Source organism: Acinetobacter sp. YH12052 (genome assembly GCF_013419835.1).
In the GTDB taxonomy this organism is placed as follows: Bacteria; Pseudomonadota; Gammaproteobacteria; order Pseudomonadales; family Moraxellaceae; genus Acinetobacter; species Acinetobacter amyesii.
Genome location: NZ_VOZI01000007.1, coordinates 137,032 through 154,140, shown reverse-complemented (window position 1 = coordinate 154,140; position 17,109 = coordinate 137,032). Strand labels below are relative to the sequence as shown.

Here is a 17,109-nt window from a genome sequence, read left to right as displayed (position 1 = left end):
TTATGATTCTTACATTAGTTGTAGCTCAGACCCGAGTCAATTCATGCGAGAAATCATTCTTATATCACTTTTAGGACCTGACCAACCTAATCAATTTACACGATTAATGCAGGTTTTGTCCGCACATTCCTTACAGATTTTAGATGTCGGACAAGCAGTCATCCACAATCAACTGACTTTAGGTATTGTTGTTTCGTCGGAAGACCAAACTGCGACAGCATTAGCCATGAAGGAGATGTTGATTTTAGCACATGATATTGGCTTAACTGTGCGCTTTAAACCAATCTCTACAACAGAATATCAACAATGGGTAAATGAGGGAGGCCGCACACGCTATATCGTTACGGCACTTGCGCCAGAATTACAGGCGTCTCATTTACAGGCAGTTACAAATATTGTGTCGAGCCAAGGCTTTAATATTGAAACTGTGACTCGTTTATCTGGCCGTCCAGAATTAGATGGATCGAGCGAAGGTCCGCGCCGTGCCTGCGTTCAATTTGGTTTAAAAGGCCAAATGTTGGATGCCACTGCGATGCGTGCAGCATGTTTACGTCTATCTACCGAACTTGGAGTAGATGTTGCCGTTCAAGAGGACAATGCTTACCGTCGTAATCGTCGTTTAGTCTGCTTTGATATGGACTCGACGCTGATTGAGCAAGAAGTGATTGACGAATTGGCGATTGAAGCGGGTGTCGGCGCTCAAGTGGCTGAAATCACTGAACGTGCTATGCAAGGTGAACTCGATTTCCAACAAAGTTTCCGTGCACGTGTGGCACTGCTCAAAGGTATGGATGCTTCGGTATTGCCTAAGATTGCAGAACGTCTGACTGTCACAGAGGGTGCGGAACGTCTTATTTCAACGCTTAAATCATTGGGTTATCGCACGGCTATTTTGTCAGGTGGTTTTCAGTATTTTGCTGAATATCTACAAGCAAAACTGGGTATCGATGAAGTGCATGCCAATGTACTGGACGTCCAAGATGGCGCGGTAACCGGTGAAGTGAAAGGCCATATTGTCGATGGTGCCCGCAAAGCCTACTTGTTGACTCAAATCGCTGAAGAAATGGGGATTTCATTAGAACAAGCTATTGCAGTCGGTGATGGTGCGAATGACTTGCCAATGTTGTCTTTAGCCGGCTTAGGCGTTGCCTTCCGTGCGAAACCTTTGGTACGTCAAAATGCTAATCAAGCCATTTCAAGCGTGGGTCTAGATGGTGTTCTTTACCTGCTTGGGGTGCATGATAAAGATTTAAATCGTGCTTAAAAGCATTTAATTCATACTAAAAAACGTAGCCAAAAGGCTGCGTTTTTTATGCCAAGAATTCAGCCCATCCGATGAGCGGTAGAAGAAAATTGTCGATAAAAACAACAATTAACAGCATTCGAAAAATTAATTTTTTTAGCCTAAAACCAGCTGTTTTTTTTGTAATGACACTCGAAACGAGATGCCATCATTGTTCTAGAAATTCTTTAAAAAGAAAAAATGTAATGACAAAATAATGTTGCGACAAGGTGTGTCGCATGGACAAAAAACGAGACTTTTTTTATGCAAAAAACTCAGCATAATGCTTGCAAGAGATTGAGATCGACCAAATCTATTTACTGAAGATACAGTAGTGAAACGGCTCAGCATCCTGTAAGACAAGAGATGTCAGCTGTCAAATGACGGAGGTTTTTATGTTAACAGCGAATTTAGCAACAATCGTTGGCCTGAGCTTGGTATCGGCGGCTGTGATTGCTGTTTTCTTCTCGCCTTATCGTCGCTGGTTAAGTTTTATGCTGGCGGGGATGCTGGTGTGGGGACTCATTGAAGTGATTCGATTTTGCACACAAACCATGTTTGAATTATCAGTAACTTATAGTTATTTAACGGCATTAATGGCCGCAATGGTGGTATTCACTTTAGTATTGTTACGTGAAGACCGCCGTGCAGAGCGTGCGATGGCAAAGCGCCAATGTATAGAGCACACGCCTGTATATGATGAAGAACAGCAATGTTCGAGCCGATAAGTGCCAGAACAAAATTTCAATGAAAATGCGCCTAAGGGCGCATTTTTTTATGAACGCATTAGTCCGATTTGAGATACAAAGCCTTACTTCTCAAAAGCCAAGTTATGGTAGGATGAAGCCAGTCAATTTTCCAACAATTACAATAGGCTTTAAGTCATGAAACTATCATCAATTCCTGTCGTAAAACTACCTTTAGTTGATGTCAGTACGGATCCACTTGATTTACTCGTGGCAGGTTTAGCGCTTCGTATGAAACAGCTTGCACGTACTAGCCCTAAATTCATTGAATTAGTTCATGAACGTCAATTCCGTATTCAAATCGGCACGGATTTAGGTGTTGCACGTCAAATTATTGTAAATAACGGACAGATTGATACTGTTTCAGGCGATGCTGAAAAAGCAGACTTTATTTTGCAATTTGCGGACAGTGAACAGGGCGTGAAAACCCTAATGAAAGGTGACCCAACTGCATTCATGACGGGTATGCAAAATGGCAGTATTAAAATGGAAGGTGATTTTGGTCTACTGGTTTGGTTTAACCAAGTGGCGAAGTTAATTCCACCTAAACTTCCAAAACCGGTTAAAGAAAAAATCAAAATCGCACGTGCGTTTATTAAAGAAAAAACAGGTAAGTAAGATTTACGCCTTGTTCTCCTCCTTTAGGGGGGAGAATTTAAAAAAGCCCTCTTGTGAGGGCTTTTTTAATGCTTCAGTGGTTATTCAACTTCTAAATTAAAGGTCACTGGACCGTCATTGACCAAATGCACTTTCATGTCGGCAGAAAAGATGCCTGTTTGTACATGGTCATATTGGCTCTTGGTGTAATCGACCAGCTGTTCATACAGTGCTTTGGCATCGCTTGGCGGCATGGCAGGGCCAAAATCAGGGCGCAGGCCTTTTTGCGTTTGTGCCATCAGAGTAAATTGAGACACCAAGAGGATACCGCCGCCAGCTTGACTGACATTCCAGCCCATCTTGCCTTGTTCATCATCAAAAAAACGGTATTTCAAGATCTTATCGATCAGTTTTTTGCCCTTTTCTAAATCGTCAGCTTTACCAAGTCCTAAAAACACTAAAATACCGTGATTGATTTCACCCGTGATCTCACCATCGACCACCACTTTGGCTTCCAAAACACGTTGTAACAAGGCCCGCATAAATTCTTCCGAGTAGAAAATTGAACATAGGGCAGGGATTGTAGCAAAGACAGCATTCTTTCGAAGCGATGTTTAGAAAATTTTGGGCACAAACATTTGAAAATGAAATGTATATTTTTTATAAATCTAATAATACGATTGAATTTATGAAAATAATCTGTTTTGTCTATTTATTAAATATCAGTATCTTTGCGGGGCAGGAAAGGTATTTAACAGAGAGATTAAGACGATGTTTAAGCGTTCTTTATTGGTTGCGATGTTAGCAACAGCAACAGCGGCGACTCAAGCAGCGCCATTAACAAAAGACAATGGTGCACCAGTAGGCGATAACCAAAACTCGATTACTGCGGGTCCAAATGGTTCAGTTCTACTTCAAGACGTACAATTGGTTCAAAAATTACAACGTTTTGGTCGTGAGCGTATTCCTGAGCGTGTGGTACATGCCCGTGGTACAGGTGCGTATGGTGAATTCGTTGCAACTAAAGATTTATCTGATCTCACCATTGCTTCATTGTTCAAAGCAGGTACTAAGACTCCAGTTTTCTTACGTTTCTCGACTGTAATTCACGGTAAACATTCTCCAGAAACTCTACGTGACCCGCACGGTTTCGCGATCAAGTTCTATACGCAAGAAGGCAACTGGGATTTAGTGGGTAACCAAACTCCAGTCTTCTTCATTCGTGATGCAATTAAATTCCCTGACTTCATTCACGCAATGAAGCCAAGCCCAATTGACAACGTTCAAGACGCAAACCGCGTATTTGACTTCTTGTCTAGCCAACCATGGGCAACCAATATGTTGACTTATGTGTATGGTAACCAAGGCGTGCCTACCAGCTACCGCGAACAAGACGGCTTTGGTGTACATGCGTACAAGCTTTATAACGACAAAGGCGAATACAAATACGTTAAATTCAACTTCCGCTCTAAACAAGGCGTGAAAGGTCTGAACGTTAAAGAAGCTGCTGAGCAACAAGGTAAAGATTTTAATCACTTGACTAACGATCTTTATAACAACATCAACGCTGGTAAATTCCCGAAATGGGATCTTTATATCCAAGTGTTAGATCCTAAAGATTTAAACAGCTTTGATTTTGACCCGCTTGATCCAACAAAAATCTGGCCGACGAACCTAGTTCCAGAAACTAAAGTCGGTACGTTAACGCTGAACCGTATGCCGAAAAACTTCTTCAATGAAACTGAACAAGTGGCATTGGCTCCAGGTAACTTAGTTCCAGGTATCGAGCCTTCAGAAGACCGTCTATTACAAGGTCGTATCTTCTCTTACTCAGATACTCAAATGTACCGTTTAGGCGCGAACCACCAGCAAATTCCAGTCAACCGTCCGCTTGTTGCTGTTAACAACAACAACCAAGATGGCTACATGAATGTTAGCGAGCGTGATTCTGACGTGAACTACGAGCCAAGCCGTAAAGTGCCTAAAGCTGCCACTGAGAAAGCACGCGCTGTTCAAACTCCGCTGACAGGCACAGTTCAACAGATCGGTACCAAAGAGCAAAACTTCAAGCAAGCGGGTGAGCTTTACCGTTCATACTCTGCTAAAGAAAAAGACGATTTAATCATGAACTTGGCTGCGGATCTTGGCAACGTAAAAGATTCTGAAACCAAGCACATCATGTTGTCTTACTTCTACAAAGCAGATGCAGACTACGGTATGCGTATGACTAAAGCAGTAAACGGCAACCTTGCAACAGTAAAAGCTAAAGCAGCACAACTGAAAGACTAATTTCGATCAGTCTGAAGGATTGGTAACTAGGGTCTAGAACGTTACCTCAAAAAAGTCCTATGAAGCTCCATACCTTTCCTGCACCCTAGGGGGAGTTTCATAGGCACTCCTTAAATATTCATTTTTTTAATGAAATGAATTGTTTCCAATTCAATTCTACATTCGATTTCTGTTGGAGTTCATCATGAAAGTTATGCAGCATTTGACTTTAGCCAGTCTTCTTGCGTTTGGTTCCGCATTCGCAAACGTGGCAATCGCGGAAGATATCTCCCCCGCTAAAGCAACTGCAAGCGATCAGATGACCTCACAACAGGAATTGATCGCAATTTTCTTTGCTGCAGCCAAAACTGGCAATGAAGAAGTCATCAATGAATTTCTTAAGCACGGTTTTCCGGTCGATGTGCGCAATGCTTCGGGTTTTACACCACTGATGATGGCGACCTATTATGGTCATCAAAATATTGTGACTCGTTTGCTAGAACAAGGTGCAGACCGCTGCGCACGTGACAATAAAGGCAACACCGCATTGATGGGTGCCATGTTTAAATTAGAATGGGCGATTGCAAAGCAATTACGCCAAGTGGATTGCCATGCAAATGCCAAAAAAATGGGGCAAAAGACTGCAGAACAGTTTGCGCGTGAATTTGGTCAAGAAGAAAAATATCGACAGTTACTCAAAAAATAGTGAGCTTGATCGCGCTCAGCTTCAGCAAAAAAATTGAAAAAAGTCGATGAATCGCGGTGATTTATAAGTTATTCCACTAAATCAATCGGCTTTTTATCAATAAAGTATGCTTTAATGCAAAGAGTTGATAAAAACTGAAAGTCTTTATGTCTCCAATCATCCAATCTTTATTAGACACAGATCTGTATAAATTCACCATGCTTCAGGTGGTGTTACACAAATTTCCGCAAACCCATAGTGTGTATCACTTTCGCTGCCGTAACTTGGACGATACAGCCTATCCACTGGTTGAAATTTTGGATGATTTAAACATGCAGCTCGACATGCTTTGTCAGTTGAAGTTTAAAGAAGATGAATTGCAGTATTTACGCAGTTTACGTTTTATTAAAAGCGATTTTGTTGATTATCTTGAATTATTTCAGCTTAAACGCCGTTTTATTAAAGCGGGTATTGATGATGAAGGTCGACTGGACATTTGGGTAGAAGGCCCAATGGTTCAAGCGATGATGTTTGAAATCTTTGTTTTAGCCATCGTCAATGAATTATATTTCCAACGTATTCGTACACCAGAAGTTTTAGCCGAAGGTGAGCGCCGTTTGCAACATAAGATTGCCTTGCTGAAGCAGTATGAAGCACGGCAAAATCCAAATGATCCACCATTCTTGGTCTCTGATTTTGGCACGCGTCGTCGTTATAGTTATGCATGGCAAAAGCATGTAATTGAAGAATTAAATCAGGCTTCACCGTATATTTTCCGCGGTACAAGTAATGTTCTGATTGCCAAAGACTTGAACATTACTCCAATTGGTACAATGGCGCATGAGTTCCTACAAGCATTCCAAGCGCTTGATGTTCGTCTACGTAACTTCCAGAAGTCTGCGCTAGAAACATGGGTGCAGGAATACCGCGGTGACTTAGGAATAGCCTTAACGGACGTTGTCGGTATGGATGCGTTCCTACGTGACTTCGATTTGTACTTTGCCAAACTATTCGACGGTTTACGTCATGACAGTGGCGACCCGTATGAATGGGGCGATAAAGCCTATGCACATTACAAAAAGCTTAAAGTCGATAGCAAAAGTAAAATGCTGACCTTTAGTGATGGTCTAAATATCGAAAAAGCGTGGGATTTGCATAATTACTTCAAAGACCGTTTCCAAGTTAGCTTTGGTATTGGCACCAACTTGACCAATGATATGGGGCAAACTGCGCTGAATATCGTACTGAAACTGGTTGAATGTAATGGTCAATCTGTGGCAAAAATTTCAGATAGTCCGGGTAAAACCATGACGGATAATGATACTTTCTTAGCGTATCTACGTCAGGTATTTGACATCCCAGAAGTTAGCGCTTAAACACAGCATTAGATAAAACTAAAAAAGCCGAATCAATGATTCGGCTTTTTTATATCTAAAATATTGCTAAAGGAATGCAAAAATTCAGAATAATAGTGAAAATGACTTATGCTAAGATCGAATTTAATCGCACAAAATACAACACGAACAACGATGACAGCATCTACACTGAATTTTGGTCTGCTGATTGAAGCGGAAGAATTGGTTCCACATCTTGGTAATGAAGAACTACGGATCGTCGATTTGAGTCGTCGTTCGGTTTATGACCAATTGCATATTCCACATGCACTGCATGTGCAGCCGAAACTGTTAGTGCGCCAAGAAGAACAAGCGATGGGGCTTTTACCTGACCAAGCCGGTTTAGAACAGCTCATCAGCTATCTGAATATCAGTCCAGAACATCATGTAGTAGTGTATGACGATGAAGGTGGGGCATGGGCTGGTCGACTGATTTGGAACTTACATTGCCTCGGTTTTGAAAATACCAGTCTCCTCAATGGTGGCATCCATGCTTGGCTTGGGGCAGGCTTACCAACCTCGTCTGAAATTGAGCAATTTGAACCCGTGAGCCCATTGGTTGAAGTAAGTGCAGAGGCGCGTGCTCAGTATCAAACAGATTATGATGAGCTATTGGCTTGTGTGCAGCAGGAGCAAATCCAAGTATGGGACTGCCGTACCGAAGATGAATATACAGGCCTACGTTTGGCTGCGCGACGCGGCGGTCACATTCCGGGGGCACGACATTTCGAATGGAGTACTGCCCTTAACCGGGAAAATCATTTAAAATTGCATCCTTTAGAACGCACACAACAACGCTTAGAACAATTGGGATTCAATTTAAACGAACCTGTGGTGGTATATTGTCAGTCCCATCATCGGTCGGGCCTAGCTTATATACTGGGACGTTTACTCGGTTGGAATATTCGAGCTTATGATGGTGCGTGGAGCGAGTGGGGCAACCGACTCGATAGTCCTGTGATCACCGGAGAGTTGCCGTCTTGAGCCTTACATCTCAGTTAAAAAAACAAATTTTTATTCAAGCTCAGCGTGTTGTTCCACAGCACAAATTATCACGTATCGTGGGTAAATTGGCTGCGAGTGAAAACCCTGTGGTGAAAAATGCTGTGATTACCGCATTTAAAGCACAGTATGGCGTCGACATGTCGATTGCTGAGCAAAGTAATGCCCTGAAATTTAAATCATTCAATGAATTTTTCACTCGCTCTTTAAAAGAGGGTGTGCGTGAAATTGATAGCAATGCCAATAGTGTTGTTTCACCCGCAGATGGTGCAATTTCTCAACTGGGTAAAATTGAAAATGGTGACGTATTTCAGGCCAAAGGGCAGAAGTTCACCGTTGAAAACCTGATTGCCGATCCACAATTGGCAGAGCCGTTTAAAAATGGGCAGTTTGCTACGGTTTATTTGTCACCAAAAGATTACCACCGTGTACATATGCCATTTGCAGGGACATTGACAGAAACTTTGTATGTACCGGGTGAATTATTCTCTGTAAACCAAACCACTGCTGAAAATATTCCGGGTTTATTCGCTCGTAATGAACGCATGGTCTGCTTATTTGATACAGAAGTTGGTCGTATGGCGGTTGTACTGGTAGGTGCAATGATCGTGGCAGGTATTGAAACCGTGGCTACAGGTAAAGTTAAACCGACAGGGCGTTTGGAACTGAATCAACACGATTTATTCTTAGTAAAAGGCGCAGAATTGGGCCGTTTCTATTTAGGTTCAACAGCGGTTGTATTGTTTGAAGAAAATAAAATGCAATGGGAAGCGACCTTTAAAGCCAACTCCACTGTGGTGATGGGCGAAGCTTTAGGGCATACCATTTAATGAATTCCCTGTCCCTTTAGGAGAGGGTTAGGGAGAGGTTTTTGAGCTAAGCTGATGTATTCAAAAAAAGAATCCCTTCTAACCTCCCTTTATTAAAGGAATGAATAAAAAAAAGCGCCATCAGGCGCTTTTTTTAATTGCAAAATTTAGCGTTTTACGACAATCGAGTCGATACTGCTATGACGTAAAGTTTGCTGTGCAATCACAGCAGCTTCTTGTGAATCATAGGGGCCAGACACGACGCGATACCAAACTTTGCCATTTTCATTACTTTGGATCACATCGGCAGATAAGCCATTTAAAATAATTTCTGCACGACGGGCATCGGCTTGGTCAGGGTCATCATAGCTACGCACTTGCAAAATATAGCTGGCAGGAGCTGGTGTCGTTTCTGTGGCTTCAATACCCGGCTCAGTCGGTGTAGTGGTATCCGTTTCAGGTGCTTCAACGATCACCACGGTTTCTTTGGTATCTGTTTCAGGCACAGCTTGATCTGGAATCGGGGTGACTTGTTGCTGAGGCAACAGATCATAAAAACGGTAATCTTTATTGGTTTCTTCTTGGTAGTGTTCAGAGGTAATTTGACCTTTCGGTTTTACCGGCTCCCATGGTTTCCATAACATCAAGGCCACCAAGAAACTCAACACGATTAAAATGATGACAAGTGTACCTAACCATGCAGGAATCAATGGTTTTTTAGGCTGATTTGGCCGCTCTGATATACCGCGTTGCGTTTTTCCAAACACGAGGAAACCTCTTTAATTGTAATTGTTACGAACCTAGTAGGAACTGACCCAAAACCAAGTTCTGATTATTATATATTACATGACTGTCATGCTGTTTATGTTTAATTTTCACAATTTCAACATCTTCAATTTTTCATAAAAAGATGACTGAATATCCATGAAAATACAGGCTCATAAAGAGCCTGTATAGGCGTCAATGTATATGGTCATACATGGACGGATTCTAACGTATGCTAAGAATTGCTTACATTGATTCAGGCGCACTCACACCCAATAATTCAAGACCATTGCGTAAAACTTGCTGTACATTTACAGACAGTAATAAGCGCGCTTGAGTCAGTTCTGCATCATCACCCAAGACTTTATTTTCGTTATACCAACCATGGAACAACGCCGCCAACTCTTTCAAGTAGTTACCCACTTGGTGTGGTTCATAGCTGTTTGCAGCACGAACCACAATTTCAGGGTAAGCCGCAAGTTTAGCAAGAACTTCAGTTTCAGCTTCTAACTCAAGTTTAGCTGCAAATTGACGTGCAGCTTCAGCAGAGAATTGAACGTCTGTCGCAGCGGCTTTTTCGAGCATACGGCAGATACGTGCGTGTGCGTATTGGATGTAGTACACCGCATTGTCTTTGCTTTGAGACACAGCAAGGTCTAAGTCGAAGTCAATGTGTTGTTCTGATTTACGCATGACATAGTAGAAACGAGCAGCATCGTTGCCTACTTCTTTACGTAAGTCGCGTAAAGTCACGAATTGACCTGAACGAGATGACATTTGAACCATCTCGCCGCCACGCCATAGGCTCACAAATTGAACCAAAAGCACCGTCAATTTTTTAGAATCATAGCCAAGCGCATCAATCGCTGCTTTCACACGTGCGATATAACCGTGGTGGTCTGAACCCCAGATATCAACGATATCGGTATAGCCGCGTTGTAGTTTATTTAAGTGATAAGCAATGTCGGATGCGAAGTATGTAGTTTGACCATTACGACGTTTCACAACACGGTCTTTTTCATCACCAAAATCAGTTGATTTGAACCAGATGTTGCCATCTTTTTCGTATAAGAAACCACGTTGATCGAGCATTTGTAATGCTTCATCAATTTTTTCAGTCAAGGTTGCTTCGCTGAACCATTGATTGAAAGTCACGCCAAATTCACCGAGGTCATCTTTAATGTCATCAAGAATGGCTTTCAGCGCAGCTTGATGGAACACACGATAACCCGCAGCCAAATGGTTTTGTGAATTATGAATTAGGCCATCAATGTGTTTTTCTTTATCGCCTGAAACAACGACTTTATTGCCTTCGCTATCGAGTTCAGCGGCATATTGCACATCTTCTGGAACATCTTTGTAGATGTCGGCAACAGGGCGTACATAAGCATCGCCATCTTTGTCGATAATGCTTTGTGCGATTTCTTTAACGTAGTCGCCTTGATATGCATTTTTAGGGAAGACCAGTTGTTGACCGGTCAATTCTAAATAACGCAAGTAAGTCGATGTCGCCAAGATATCCATTTGACGGCCAGCATCGTTGACATAGTATTCACGGTCAACTTTAGCACCTGTTGCTTCAAGAAGATTGGCAACGGTCATACCGTAAGCTGCGCCACGACCATGACCAACGTGTAGGCTAGACGTTGGGTTGGCTGAAACGAATTCCACTTGAACACGTTTTTCAGCATTGGCCTGAGTGCGACCGAACTGATCTTTCTGAGCTTGAATTTGGTCTAAGACAGCAAAACGTTGGTCAGCATTTAAAAAGAAGTTAATAAAGCCAGGACCTGCAATTTCTGCTTTGCTGATATCTGCGACTTCTGGAAGATTTGCCAGAATTTTTTCGGCTAAATCACGCGGCTTCATACCTGCAGCTTTAGAGGCAATCATGGCAATGTTTGACGCAAAGTCACCGTGGCTTCGGTCTTTGGTTCGGGTCAAATTGCTAGTATTGTTCCAGTCAGTTGGGAGTACACCTTCAGCTTGAAGGGATTGCACTGCATGATCGAGCGCTGCTTGTATTGCCGTATTCATAATCAGTCGAAAAATAAATGTCGCAGAAAAACGGTAAATATAGCAAATTTCAGGCTCTTTAGGTGAACCCATTTGTTGCGAATAAAAAATATTCGATAAAAGTGAAGCATTGCTTATATCGAAGTAAAGCGATATAAGTGGTTTAGCGATTCAGGATCACTGCTTGAGTATATGGACATGTCACAACCCACCCCTAAAATTTTTGGCAATGTGCCGAAGTTAGCTGCACGCTGGGCGCTGATTATCGTGCCGTTTATTTTATCCTGTCTTATGAGCGGTATTATTTCGTTTATTAATATGCTCAGAAATTTAGGGTGGTTTGAGGGATTTCTGACACTATGGCTGCATAATTGGATGATTTCATGGGCAATTGCTTTTCCCATTGTGCTGATTTTATTGCCATTTGTTCGAAAGTTTACAGGCCTGCTGGTTGATATGTCAGGGCCACAGCCACCTGCAAAATAAGACTGCATGTAAGTCACAGTTGAGTAAAACGGTGACTTACTGCATTTCGCTTTAAATATTTATAGGCTATCGCGACAACTTACTGCTTTAGAGAGTAATTCGGCTTTGTTGTTTTGGAAGGTATAGAGTTTTGAGGAATTAAACACTTTAATGACTTTGGCCTGAGCGACAGCGGTTTTAAAGCTTTGGAACTTTTGCTGATGGGCTGTCTCAAACGGATTTCCAAAGTTTTTATTGTCGAGCAGAATTTGAATTTGCCCCACATTTGTATCATGTGCTTTTAGGATCTCTTGGCCATCCGCGTTGCTTATACTGAAAGTTGGGCGCTGAGTGCTGATTTTGCAATTCAATTTGAGGCTCAAGGTAAAATTGTCTGCCGATTTATTTTTGAGGGTAGATGTGCCTTGTTGATCATTTTCAATATAGACCCACTGATTTTTCGGCATATTGGTCAGCAGAGTTTCTAACTGTTGTTGGGTACTTTTGCTGATATCGATAGTGCCTTTTTTATCGATTTCAGGGGCTTTTTCTTTACCGAGCATGCCCATCACTTTGTCACTGACTGTGCTGCTGGTTTTGGAAATGGTCTGGCAAGCACTTAAGCTACTGATGATTAGAATGAAAGGTAGGGTATAGATGGCAGGTAAATGCATAGATTTTATTGTTCTATTAAATTTTCAGATCGGCAAAGTTTAACGGTTCTACGCATAAAGCTCAAACCTGCGGCCAATCTCCTTTGAGGAGGACTGCTGCAGGCGGCTAAAGCAGCCATTCTACACAGGCACGAATAACCCCCAGTGCAAGGCCAATAAAACCACCGACCACGACACCATTGACTCGAATCATATGCAGGTCGCCACCGACTTCGTTTTCGATCTTATCGATCATTTCACGTGAGTCCCATTCGTGTATACGTTCACTGATAAACCGAATGACTTTTTCACTGTATTGGTCGGAGAGATTGATGGCAATATCACTCATTTTTTCATTCAGCAATTGGCGTACAGCAACGTTAGAGACAAGATTTTCGCCTACTTGTTGAATGGCGACACGTAGGTTTTGTGCAATCCCAGAGTCGGGTTTTTCTAAATCAGAACGAATCGCATCGCATAAAATCACCACTGCACCACTGATAAAATTCAACATTTGTGGACTATCGAGCATGGCATCTTTGGTGCTATTTAGGCTTTGGCTGGCAACACTCTGATTGTCCGCCAGTTGCTGCATAAGCTGCTGTGCCATGTCCTCGATTTTACGGCGCCACGGATGTTCATGGTCGGCAAGCATGGACTCGACACGACTGACCAGTGAATCAATGGTGCGCTGTTGTACATCAATACCAATCCAACTCGCACCTTTGGCGAGCTTCCAAACTCCAAGTTCTTTAAACAATTGACGTGATAAATCACGGGTTTGTTCAGGGTGTTGTAGCATCCAATCATGGGCTAAATCCAGTCCACGTTGCAGGACATCTTGATGGAAGTCATTTTCTAAAACTGCCCGTAGCATTTCACTGGCAAGATGGTTGACTTGCGTATTGCGTACCCATTGCACGCTGTTATTTTGGATAAATCGTCCAATTTGTTCCTGACCGACAAATTCAAAAATTTTCGGTACCGTTTGCTGAATGACTTGGGTCACTTGAGCATTATTGTGCGGATTGGCCAACCATTTCCCGACGGCAAGAGAGAGATCCGTCTCCGCTAAGCTTTTTTCAACCACTTGTGGTGAAAGAAAATTCTCCTGAACAAAGCGGCCCATTGACTCGGCAATGCGTGCTTTATTACGAGGAATAATTTCTGTGTGGTCACGTAAAAATTTAGGAATCGGAATCCGACCAAAGGGATTGCGAAATAAAACGGTTATCGCATACCAGTCTGCCAAACCACCAACCACTCCAGCTTCTGCTGAAAGCATCAAAATATGAATGAGCCAGACGTATTCGGGCAGCAATTTAGCTGCGATCATCAATGCAATCCACGCCAGCACAGCCACCACCAAAGCAATGGTGGCAAAGCGTTTACTGCGTTGCAGACTGGGTGAAACAGCGGGCTGTTCAATTGGGTTCATCAATGATCGGGTCTCTATGGGTTGACTTATTTGGTGGCAGGCTCAGCGGCTACAGGCAAAGGATTTCCTTGGCTGTCTAAACCATATTTAGCCCCGAGTGATTGCAAAATCAAGCGAGCATCAAAGGCATCCTGAGGGGCTTTGGCACGATCTTTATAGCAAGTAATACTGTAGGAAACTTGAGTTGGATCGAGTGTGACCACCTGTGGAACGTCATAAAACGGGCCTGGCCAAAAACCAGGATGGCGACGGTAATAGCCATATGGATAAGGCATTGGGTCTGGGTAAATCACCGCTTGGCGCGGCGGTTTTTGACTCCGATTACTCGGGTCATCCATGACTTTAAAATATTGAAAGCCATTGTGTAGGGTGGTTTGAGCGGCTTTAACCAAGGTGATTTCTTCGGCAGTACCATAGCTCATATTGGGTCTAGCTTGAAAGCTAATACGATAGCTTTGCGCATTTAATGGTGTCGCAGAATATTGACCGAGTTGTTCAAAGGTCAAAGGTTTTGATGGGGTGCTTGCACAGCCGGTGAAGCCCAGTGCTGCGGTTATGGCTGCTGCGATAATGAGTTTGTTCATGCGCATACTCCTGTTTAGTCGGTTCATGGCAAGGGGAGATACTGGCCAAAAGCCGTCAATTAAAAGCTAGAATTGGGCTGGGTTAAAAATTCCAATTCCTCTGCTGTGGATGTTCTGCCCAATACCGCATTGCGATGAGGGTAACGTCCAAATCGATCGATAATCACTTTATGCTTTTTTTCAAATTCTAAGTTGATCGGATTGCCCAGTTGCTCAAATAATTTTAACGCGCTTTGATGGATTTTTGTCGATTCGCTATGCATAAAGGGCATATATAAAAATGAGCGCTGTTGAGGGCTTAATTGTAGATCTAAACCCTGCGCGATAGCTTCTTGTGCAAGCGCCAAAGCCAGTGCATCTTGGGCAAAAGCCAAGCCAGAGTCACGGAATAAATTTCGAGAAAATTGATCTAAAACAATAATTTCAGCCAATCGACCTTCGGCAGTAGTACGCCATTGCCACAGTTCTGCTTGACTGGCCGCTTGATGGATGTCTTTAAACTTTTTTTCGATTAAAACATCAAAATTATTGCTTTTAGCGAACCAATTGGGCTGATTTTCTGGGTTAAACCAAAATTCGAGAATATCTTGATAATTCATAAGTTTTAAGCATTATTAGCATATATTTGTTTATAAAATCACAAATTTCAAATGTCATATAGAGTAAGTTTGTGATAAAAAATTGCCAAAATAAAATCACGGTTTGTCTCAAAACTATACAGTGGGTCATATGCCCACTTCAAATCGCGTTATACTGATATAAACTGATGATTTTATTTTAGTAGTTTCTTCCATTTAAGCGAGATAGCAATGAGTCAACCCGAATCGACCTCTCAAGACATTTTACCGACTTGGGTAGATTCTTCGCTGATTAAAGGAATGTTGCGCGGTATTGAGCGTGAAAGCTTACGTATGCAAAGCAACGGTTTCTTGTCTCAGGCCGACCATCCCCAAGCCTTGGGTGCGGCTTTGACTCATCCGCATATTACGACAGACTATTCTGAAGCTTTAATGGAATTTATCACACCGCCAAAAGAAACCATTACAGAGGCGTTGAATTATCTGCAAGATATTCATGCTGTTGCGCATACGCATTTGGAACATGGTGAAAAACTTTGGCCTTTGTCGATGCCATGCATGTTGGATAAAGACGAAGACAGTATTCGTTTAGCGCAATATGGCAGCTCGAATATAGGACGTTTTAAAACCTTGTACCGTCGTGGTTTAGGGGTGCGCTATGGTCGCCGTATGCAGACCATTTCAGGGGTGCATTATAATTTATCCTTCCCAGATCATTTCTTTGAAGCACTACAACAGCACGAAACTGACGATGCCCTCAAAGCATTGAGCTTACAGGATTATCGCAGTCACCGTTATTTTGGCCTGATCCGTAATTTTATTCGTTTAACGCCATTGGTGATGTTTTTGGTTGGGGCGAGCCCGTCGGTGTGTAAATGTTTTATGACTGGACGTGAACATCAGCTGTTACCGCTCTTAAAAGGCACGTTATTTTTACCTTATGCAACGGCACTGCGTATGGGAAATTTTGGCTATCAAAATTCAGCACAAAAACAGTTAGGGATTCACTACAACGACATTCAGGCGTATTTAGAAGGTTTGCAAAAAGCGGTGCATACCCCATATGCCGCATTTAGTCATTTAGGTTTAAATGATGAACAGGGCGAACCGATTCAAATTAATGACCATGTGTTGCAAATTGAAAATGAATACTACAGTTTGGTTCGTCCGAAACAAGTGCCGCAGGATGGTGAAACACCGTCTGAAGCCCTGCAAAATCGTGGCGTAGGTTATGTTGAATTACGTGCGGTAGACGTCAATCCTTATAGCCCGATTGGGATCAATGAAGACACGGCAGGCTTGCTCGAAGTGGTGGCTTTATACTGTTTATTGCAAGACAGCCCAGCATTGTTAGATGCCGAACAAAATGAAATTGAGAAAAATCAGGCGGAAGTAGTAAACCGTGGTCGTGCGCCAAACGCAGTGATTTTACAGCAAGGCCAAGCGATTCCAATTGAAACATGGTGTCGTACACATGTTGCAGCGATGCAACCGTTGGCTGAATTGCTGGATGATTCTTACAACACAGATATTTACACTCAGGCAATGGCTGTGATGCAATCACGCATCGATGAAGTCGATGAAACATTGTCGGCACGTATGATTAGCGATACTTTAGAACAAGGTGGAACTTGGGGCTTTGGTAGCTTTATGGCCTTACAACATGCTGAAGTGTATGAGCAGCATGTCTTGAGCCCTGAAACTGCAGCATATTTTGCACAAGCTGCTGAGCAGTCTTTAGAAAAACAGGCTCAACTTGAGCAAGATTGCACCTTGAGTTTTGAAGAATATTTGAAAAACTTTAGATAAAAAATTTTAAGAGGATTT

Annotated in this window: 17 protein-coding genes; 10 read left to right on the top strand and 7 right to left on the bottom strand. The window is 42.5% G+C overall.

Going from position 1 to position 17,109, the window contains the following annotated elements:
* Positions 1–43 precede the first annotated feature (43 nt).
* The 3 genes from serB (at position 44) to FTU06_RS07095 (ending at position 2,646) form a co-directional block, all read left to right on the top strand.
* On the top strand, positions 44–1,264 hold the full coding sequence (gene serB / locus FTU06_RS07105; RefSeq protein ID WP_078190617.1) for a phosphoserine phosphatase SerB: 1,221 nt from the start codon (positions 44–46) through the stop codon (positions 1,262–1,264).
* Positions 1,265–1,677: 413 nt separating this feature from the next.
* Positions 1,678–2,010 (top strand): AciT family ciprofloxacin tolerance protein, encoded by a 333-nt coding sequence (gene aciT / locus FTU06_RS07100; protein WP_180145749.1) that lies wholly within the window; start codon positions 1,678–1,680, stop codon positions 2,008–2,010.
* A gap of 156 nt (positions 2,011–2,166) precedes the next feature.
* Positions 2,167–2,646 carry an SCP2 sterol-binding domain-containing protein gene (locus tag FTU06_RS07095; RefSeq protein ID WP_078190615.1) on the top strand — a complete coding sequence of 160 codons (480 nt, stop codon included), beginning with the start codon at positions 2,167–2,169 and terminating at the stop codon, positions 2,644–2,646.
* 80 nt (positions 2,647–2,726) lie between these two features.
* Here the strand turns inward: FTU06_RS07095 and dtd are convergent, their stop codons facing one another.
* Positions 2,727–3,167: a D-aminoacyl-tRNA deacylase gene (dtd, locus tag FTU06_RS07090; RefSeq protein ID WP_180145746.1), complete on the bottom strand. Its 441-nt coding sequence runs from the start codon at positions 3,165–3,167 to the stop codon at positions 2,727–2,729.
* A gap of 229 nt (positions 3,168–3,396) precedes the next feature.
* Here dtd and FTU06_RS07085 point away from each other — a divergent pair, with 229 nt between their 5' ends.
* From FTU06_RS07085 to asd, 5 genes are all read left to right on the top strand, one after another.
* Positions 3,397–4,914, top strand: a complete 1,518-nt coding sequence (locus FTU06_RS07085; protein ID WP_180145743.1) for a catalase — start codon at positions 3,397–3,399, stop codon at positions 4,912–4,914.
* Positions 4,915–5,098: 184 nt separating this feature from the next.
* On the top strand, positions 5,099–5,599 hold the full coding sequence (locus tag FTU06_RS07080; protein ID WP_180025873.1) for an ankyrin repeat domain-containing protein: 501 nt from the start codon (positions 5,099–5,101) through the stop codon (positions 5,597–5,599).
* 146 nt (positions 5,600–5,745) lie between these two features.
* Positions 5,746–6,954 carry a nicotinate phosphoribosyltransferase gene (pncB, locus tag FTU06_RS07075; RefSeq protein ID WP_180088689.1) on the top strand — a complete coding sequence of 403 codons (1,209 nt, stop codon included), beginning with the start codon at positions 5,746–5,748 and terminating at the stop codon, positions 6,952–6,954.
* 153 nt (positions 6,955–7,107) lie between these two features.
* Positions 7,108–7,956, top strand: coding sequence for a sulfurtransferase (locus FTU06_RS07070; RefSeq protein ID WP_180145792.1), 849 nt, complete (start codon positions 7,108–7,110; stop codon positions 7,954–7,956).
* Entirely contained in the window at positions 7,953–8,804 is an 852-nt protein-coding gene (asd, locus tag FTU06_RS07065; protein ID WP_180145740.1) for an archaetidylserine decarboxylase, read from the top strand. Before FTU06_RS07070 ends, asd begins: the two co-directional genes overlap by 4 nt.
* A gap of 146 nt (positions 8,805–8,950) precedes the next feature.
* Here the strand turns inward: asd and FTU06_RS07060 are convergent, their stop codons facing one another.
* Complete coding sequence (locus tag FTU06_RS07060; protein ID WP_180145737.1) at positions 8,951–9,550, bottom strand: SPOR domain-containing protein; 600 nt, start codon at positions 9,548–9,550, stop codon at positions 8,951–8,953.
* Positions 9,551–9,794: 244 nt separating this feature from the next.
* Positions 9,795–11,585: an arginine--tRNA ligase gene (argS, locus tag FTU06_RS07055; protein ID WP_180024652.1), complete on the bottom strand. Its 1,791-nt coding sequence runs from the start codon at positions 11,583–11,585 to the stop codon at positions 9,795–9,797.
* Positions 11,586–11,762: 177 nt separating this feature from the next.
* Here argS and FTU06_RS07050 point away from each other — a divergent pair, with 177 nt between their 5' ends.
* Positions 11,763–12,050 (top strand): DUF2798 domain-containing protein, encoded by a 288-nt coding sequence (locus FTU06_RS07050; RefSeq protein WP_372491143.1) that lies wholly within the window; start codon positions 11,763–11,765, stop codon positions 12,048–12,050.
* A gap of 59 nt (positions 12,051–12,109) precedes the next feature.
* Here the strand turns inward: FTU06_RS07050 and FTU06_RS07045 are convergent, their stop codons facing one another.
* The 4 genes from FTU06_RS07045 to FTU06_RS07030 all read right to left on the bottom strand — a co-directional run bounded on the left by FTU06_RS07045 (position 12,110) and on the right by FTU06_RS07030 (position 15,303).
* Complete coding sequence (locus tag FTU06_RS07045; protein ID WP_180088693.1) at positions 12,110–12,703, bottom strand: hypothetical protein; 594 nt, start codon at positions 12,701–12,703, stop codon at positions 12,110–12,112.
* A gap of 106 nt (positions 12,704–12,809) precedes the next feature.
* Complete coding sequence (locus tag FTU06_RS07040) at positions 12,810–14,120, bottom strand: DUF445 domain-containing protein (RefSeq protein WP_180145789.1); 1,311 nt, start codon at positions 14,118–14,120, stop codon at positions 12,810–12,812.
* A gap of 26 nt (positions 14,121–14,146) precedes the next feature.
* The gene (locus tag FTU06_RS07035) at positions 14,147–14,704 is read right to left on the bottom strand and encodes a hypothetical protein (protein ID WP_180145734.1); all 558 of its coding nucleotides are present in this window, start codon (positions 14,702–14,704) and stop codon (positions 14,147–14,149) included.
* Between the two features lie 59 nt (positions 14,705–14,763).
* Entirely contained in the window at positions 14,764–15,303 is a 540-nt protein-coding gene (locus FTU06_RS07030; protein WP_180101683.1) for a DUF924 family protein, read from the bottom strand.
* A 210-nt stretch (positions 15,304–15,513) separates the two neighbouring features.
* On the opposite strand from FTU06_RS07030, the gene gshA reads away from it, so the two are divergent.
* Positions 15,514–17,091, top strand: a complete 1,578-nt coding sequence (gene gshA, locus FTU06_RS07025; protein ID WP_168379700.1) for a glutamate--cysteine ligase — start codon at positions 15,514–15,516, stop codon at positions 17,089–17,091.
* The last annotated feature ends 18 nt before the right edge of the window (positions 17,092–17,109 follow it).

Excerpts from the sequence above, each read along its gene's own strand:
- pncB (WP_180088689.1), top strand. The coding sequence starts at position 5,746 with ATGTCTCCAATCATCCAATCTTTATTAGACACAGATCTGTATAAATTC.
- serB (WP_078190617.1), top strand. The coding sequence starts at position 44 with ATGCGAGAAATCATTCTTATATCACTTTTAGGACCTGACCAACCTAAT.
- dtd (WP_180145746.1), bottom strand. The coding sequence starts at position 3,167 with ATGCGGGCCTTGTTACAACGTGTTTTGGAAGCCAAAGTGGTGGTCGAT.
- FTU06_RS07035 (WP_180145734.1), bottom strand. The coding sequence starts at position 14,704 with ATGAACAAACTCATTATCGCAGCAGCCATAACCGCAGCACTGGGCTTC.
- FTU06_RS07050 (WP_372491143.1), top strand. The coding sequence starts at position 11,763 with ATGTCACAACCCACCCCTAAAATTTTTGGCAATGTGCCGAAGTTAGCT.
- FTU06_RS07040 (WP_180145789.1), bottom strand. The coding sequence starts at position 14,120 with ATGAACCCAATTGAACAGCCCGCTGTTTCACCCAGTCTGCAACGCAGT.
- FTU06_RS07045 (WP_180088693.1), bottom strand. The coding sequence starts at position 12,703 with ATGCATTTACCTGCCATCTATACCCTACCTTTCATTCTAATCATCAGT.
- FTU06_RS07080 (WP_180025873.1), top strand. The coding sequence starts at position 5,099 with ATGAAAGTTATGCAGCATTTGACTTTAGCCAGTCTTCTTGCGTTTGGT.
- FTU06_RS07085 (WP_180145743.1), top strand. The coding sequence starts at position 3,397 with ATGTTTAAGCGTTCTTTATTGGTTGCGATGTTAGCAACAGCAACAGCG.
- FTU06_RS07030 (WP_180101683.1), bottom strand. The coding sequence starts at position 15,303 with ATGAATTATCAAGATATTCTCGAATTTTGGTTTAACCCAGAAAATCAG.
- gshA (WP_168379700.1), top strand. The coding sequence starts at position 15,514 with ATGAGTCAACCCGAATCGACCTCTCAAGACATTTTACCGACTTGGGTA.
- FTU06_RS07070 (WP_180145792.1), top strand. The coding sequence starts at position 7,108 with ATGACAGCATCTACACTGAATTTTGGTCTGCTGATTGAAGCGGAAGAA.
- FTU06_RS07095 (WP_078190615.1), top strand. The coding sequence starts at position 2,167 with ATGAAACTATCATCAATTCCTGTCGTAAAACTACCTTTAGTTGATGTC.
- aciT (WP_180145749.1), top strand. The coding sequence starts at position 1,678 with ATGTTAACAGCGAATTTAGCAACAATCGTTGGCCTGAGCTTGGTATCG.
- argS (WP_180024652.1), bottom strand. The coding sequence starts at position 11,585 with ATGAATACGGCAATACAAGCAGCGCTCGATCATGCAGTGCAATCCCTT.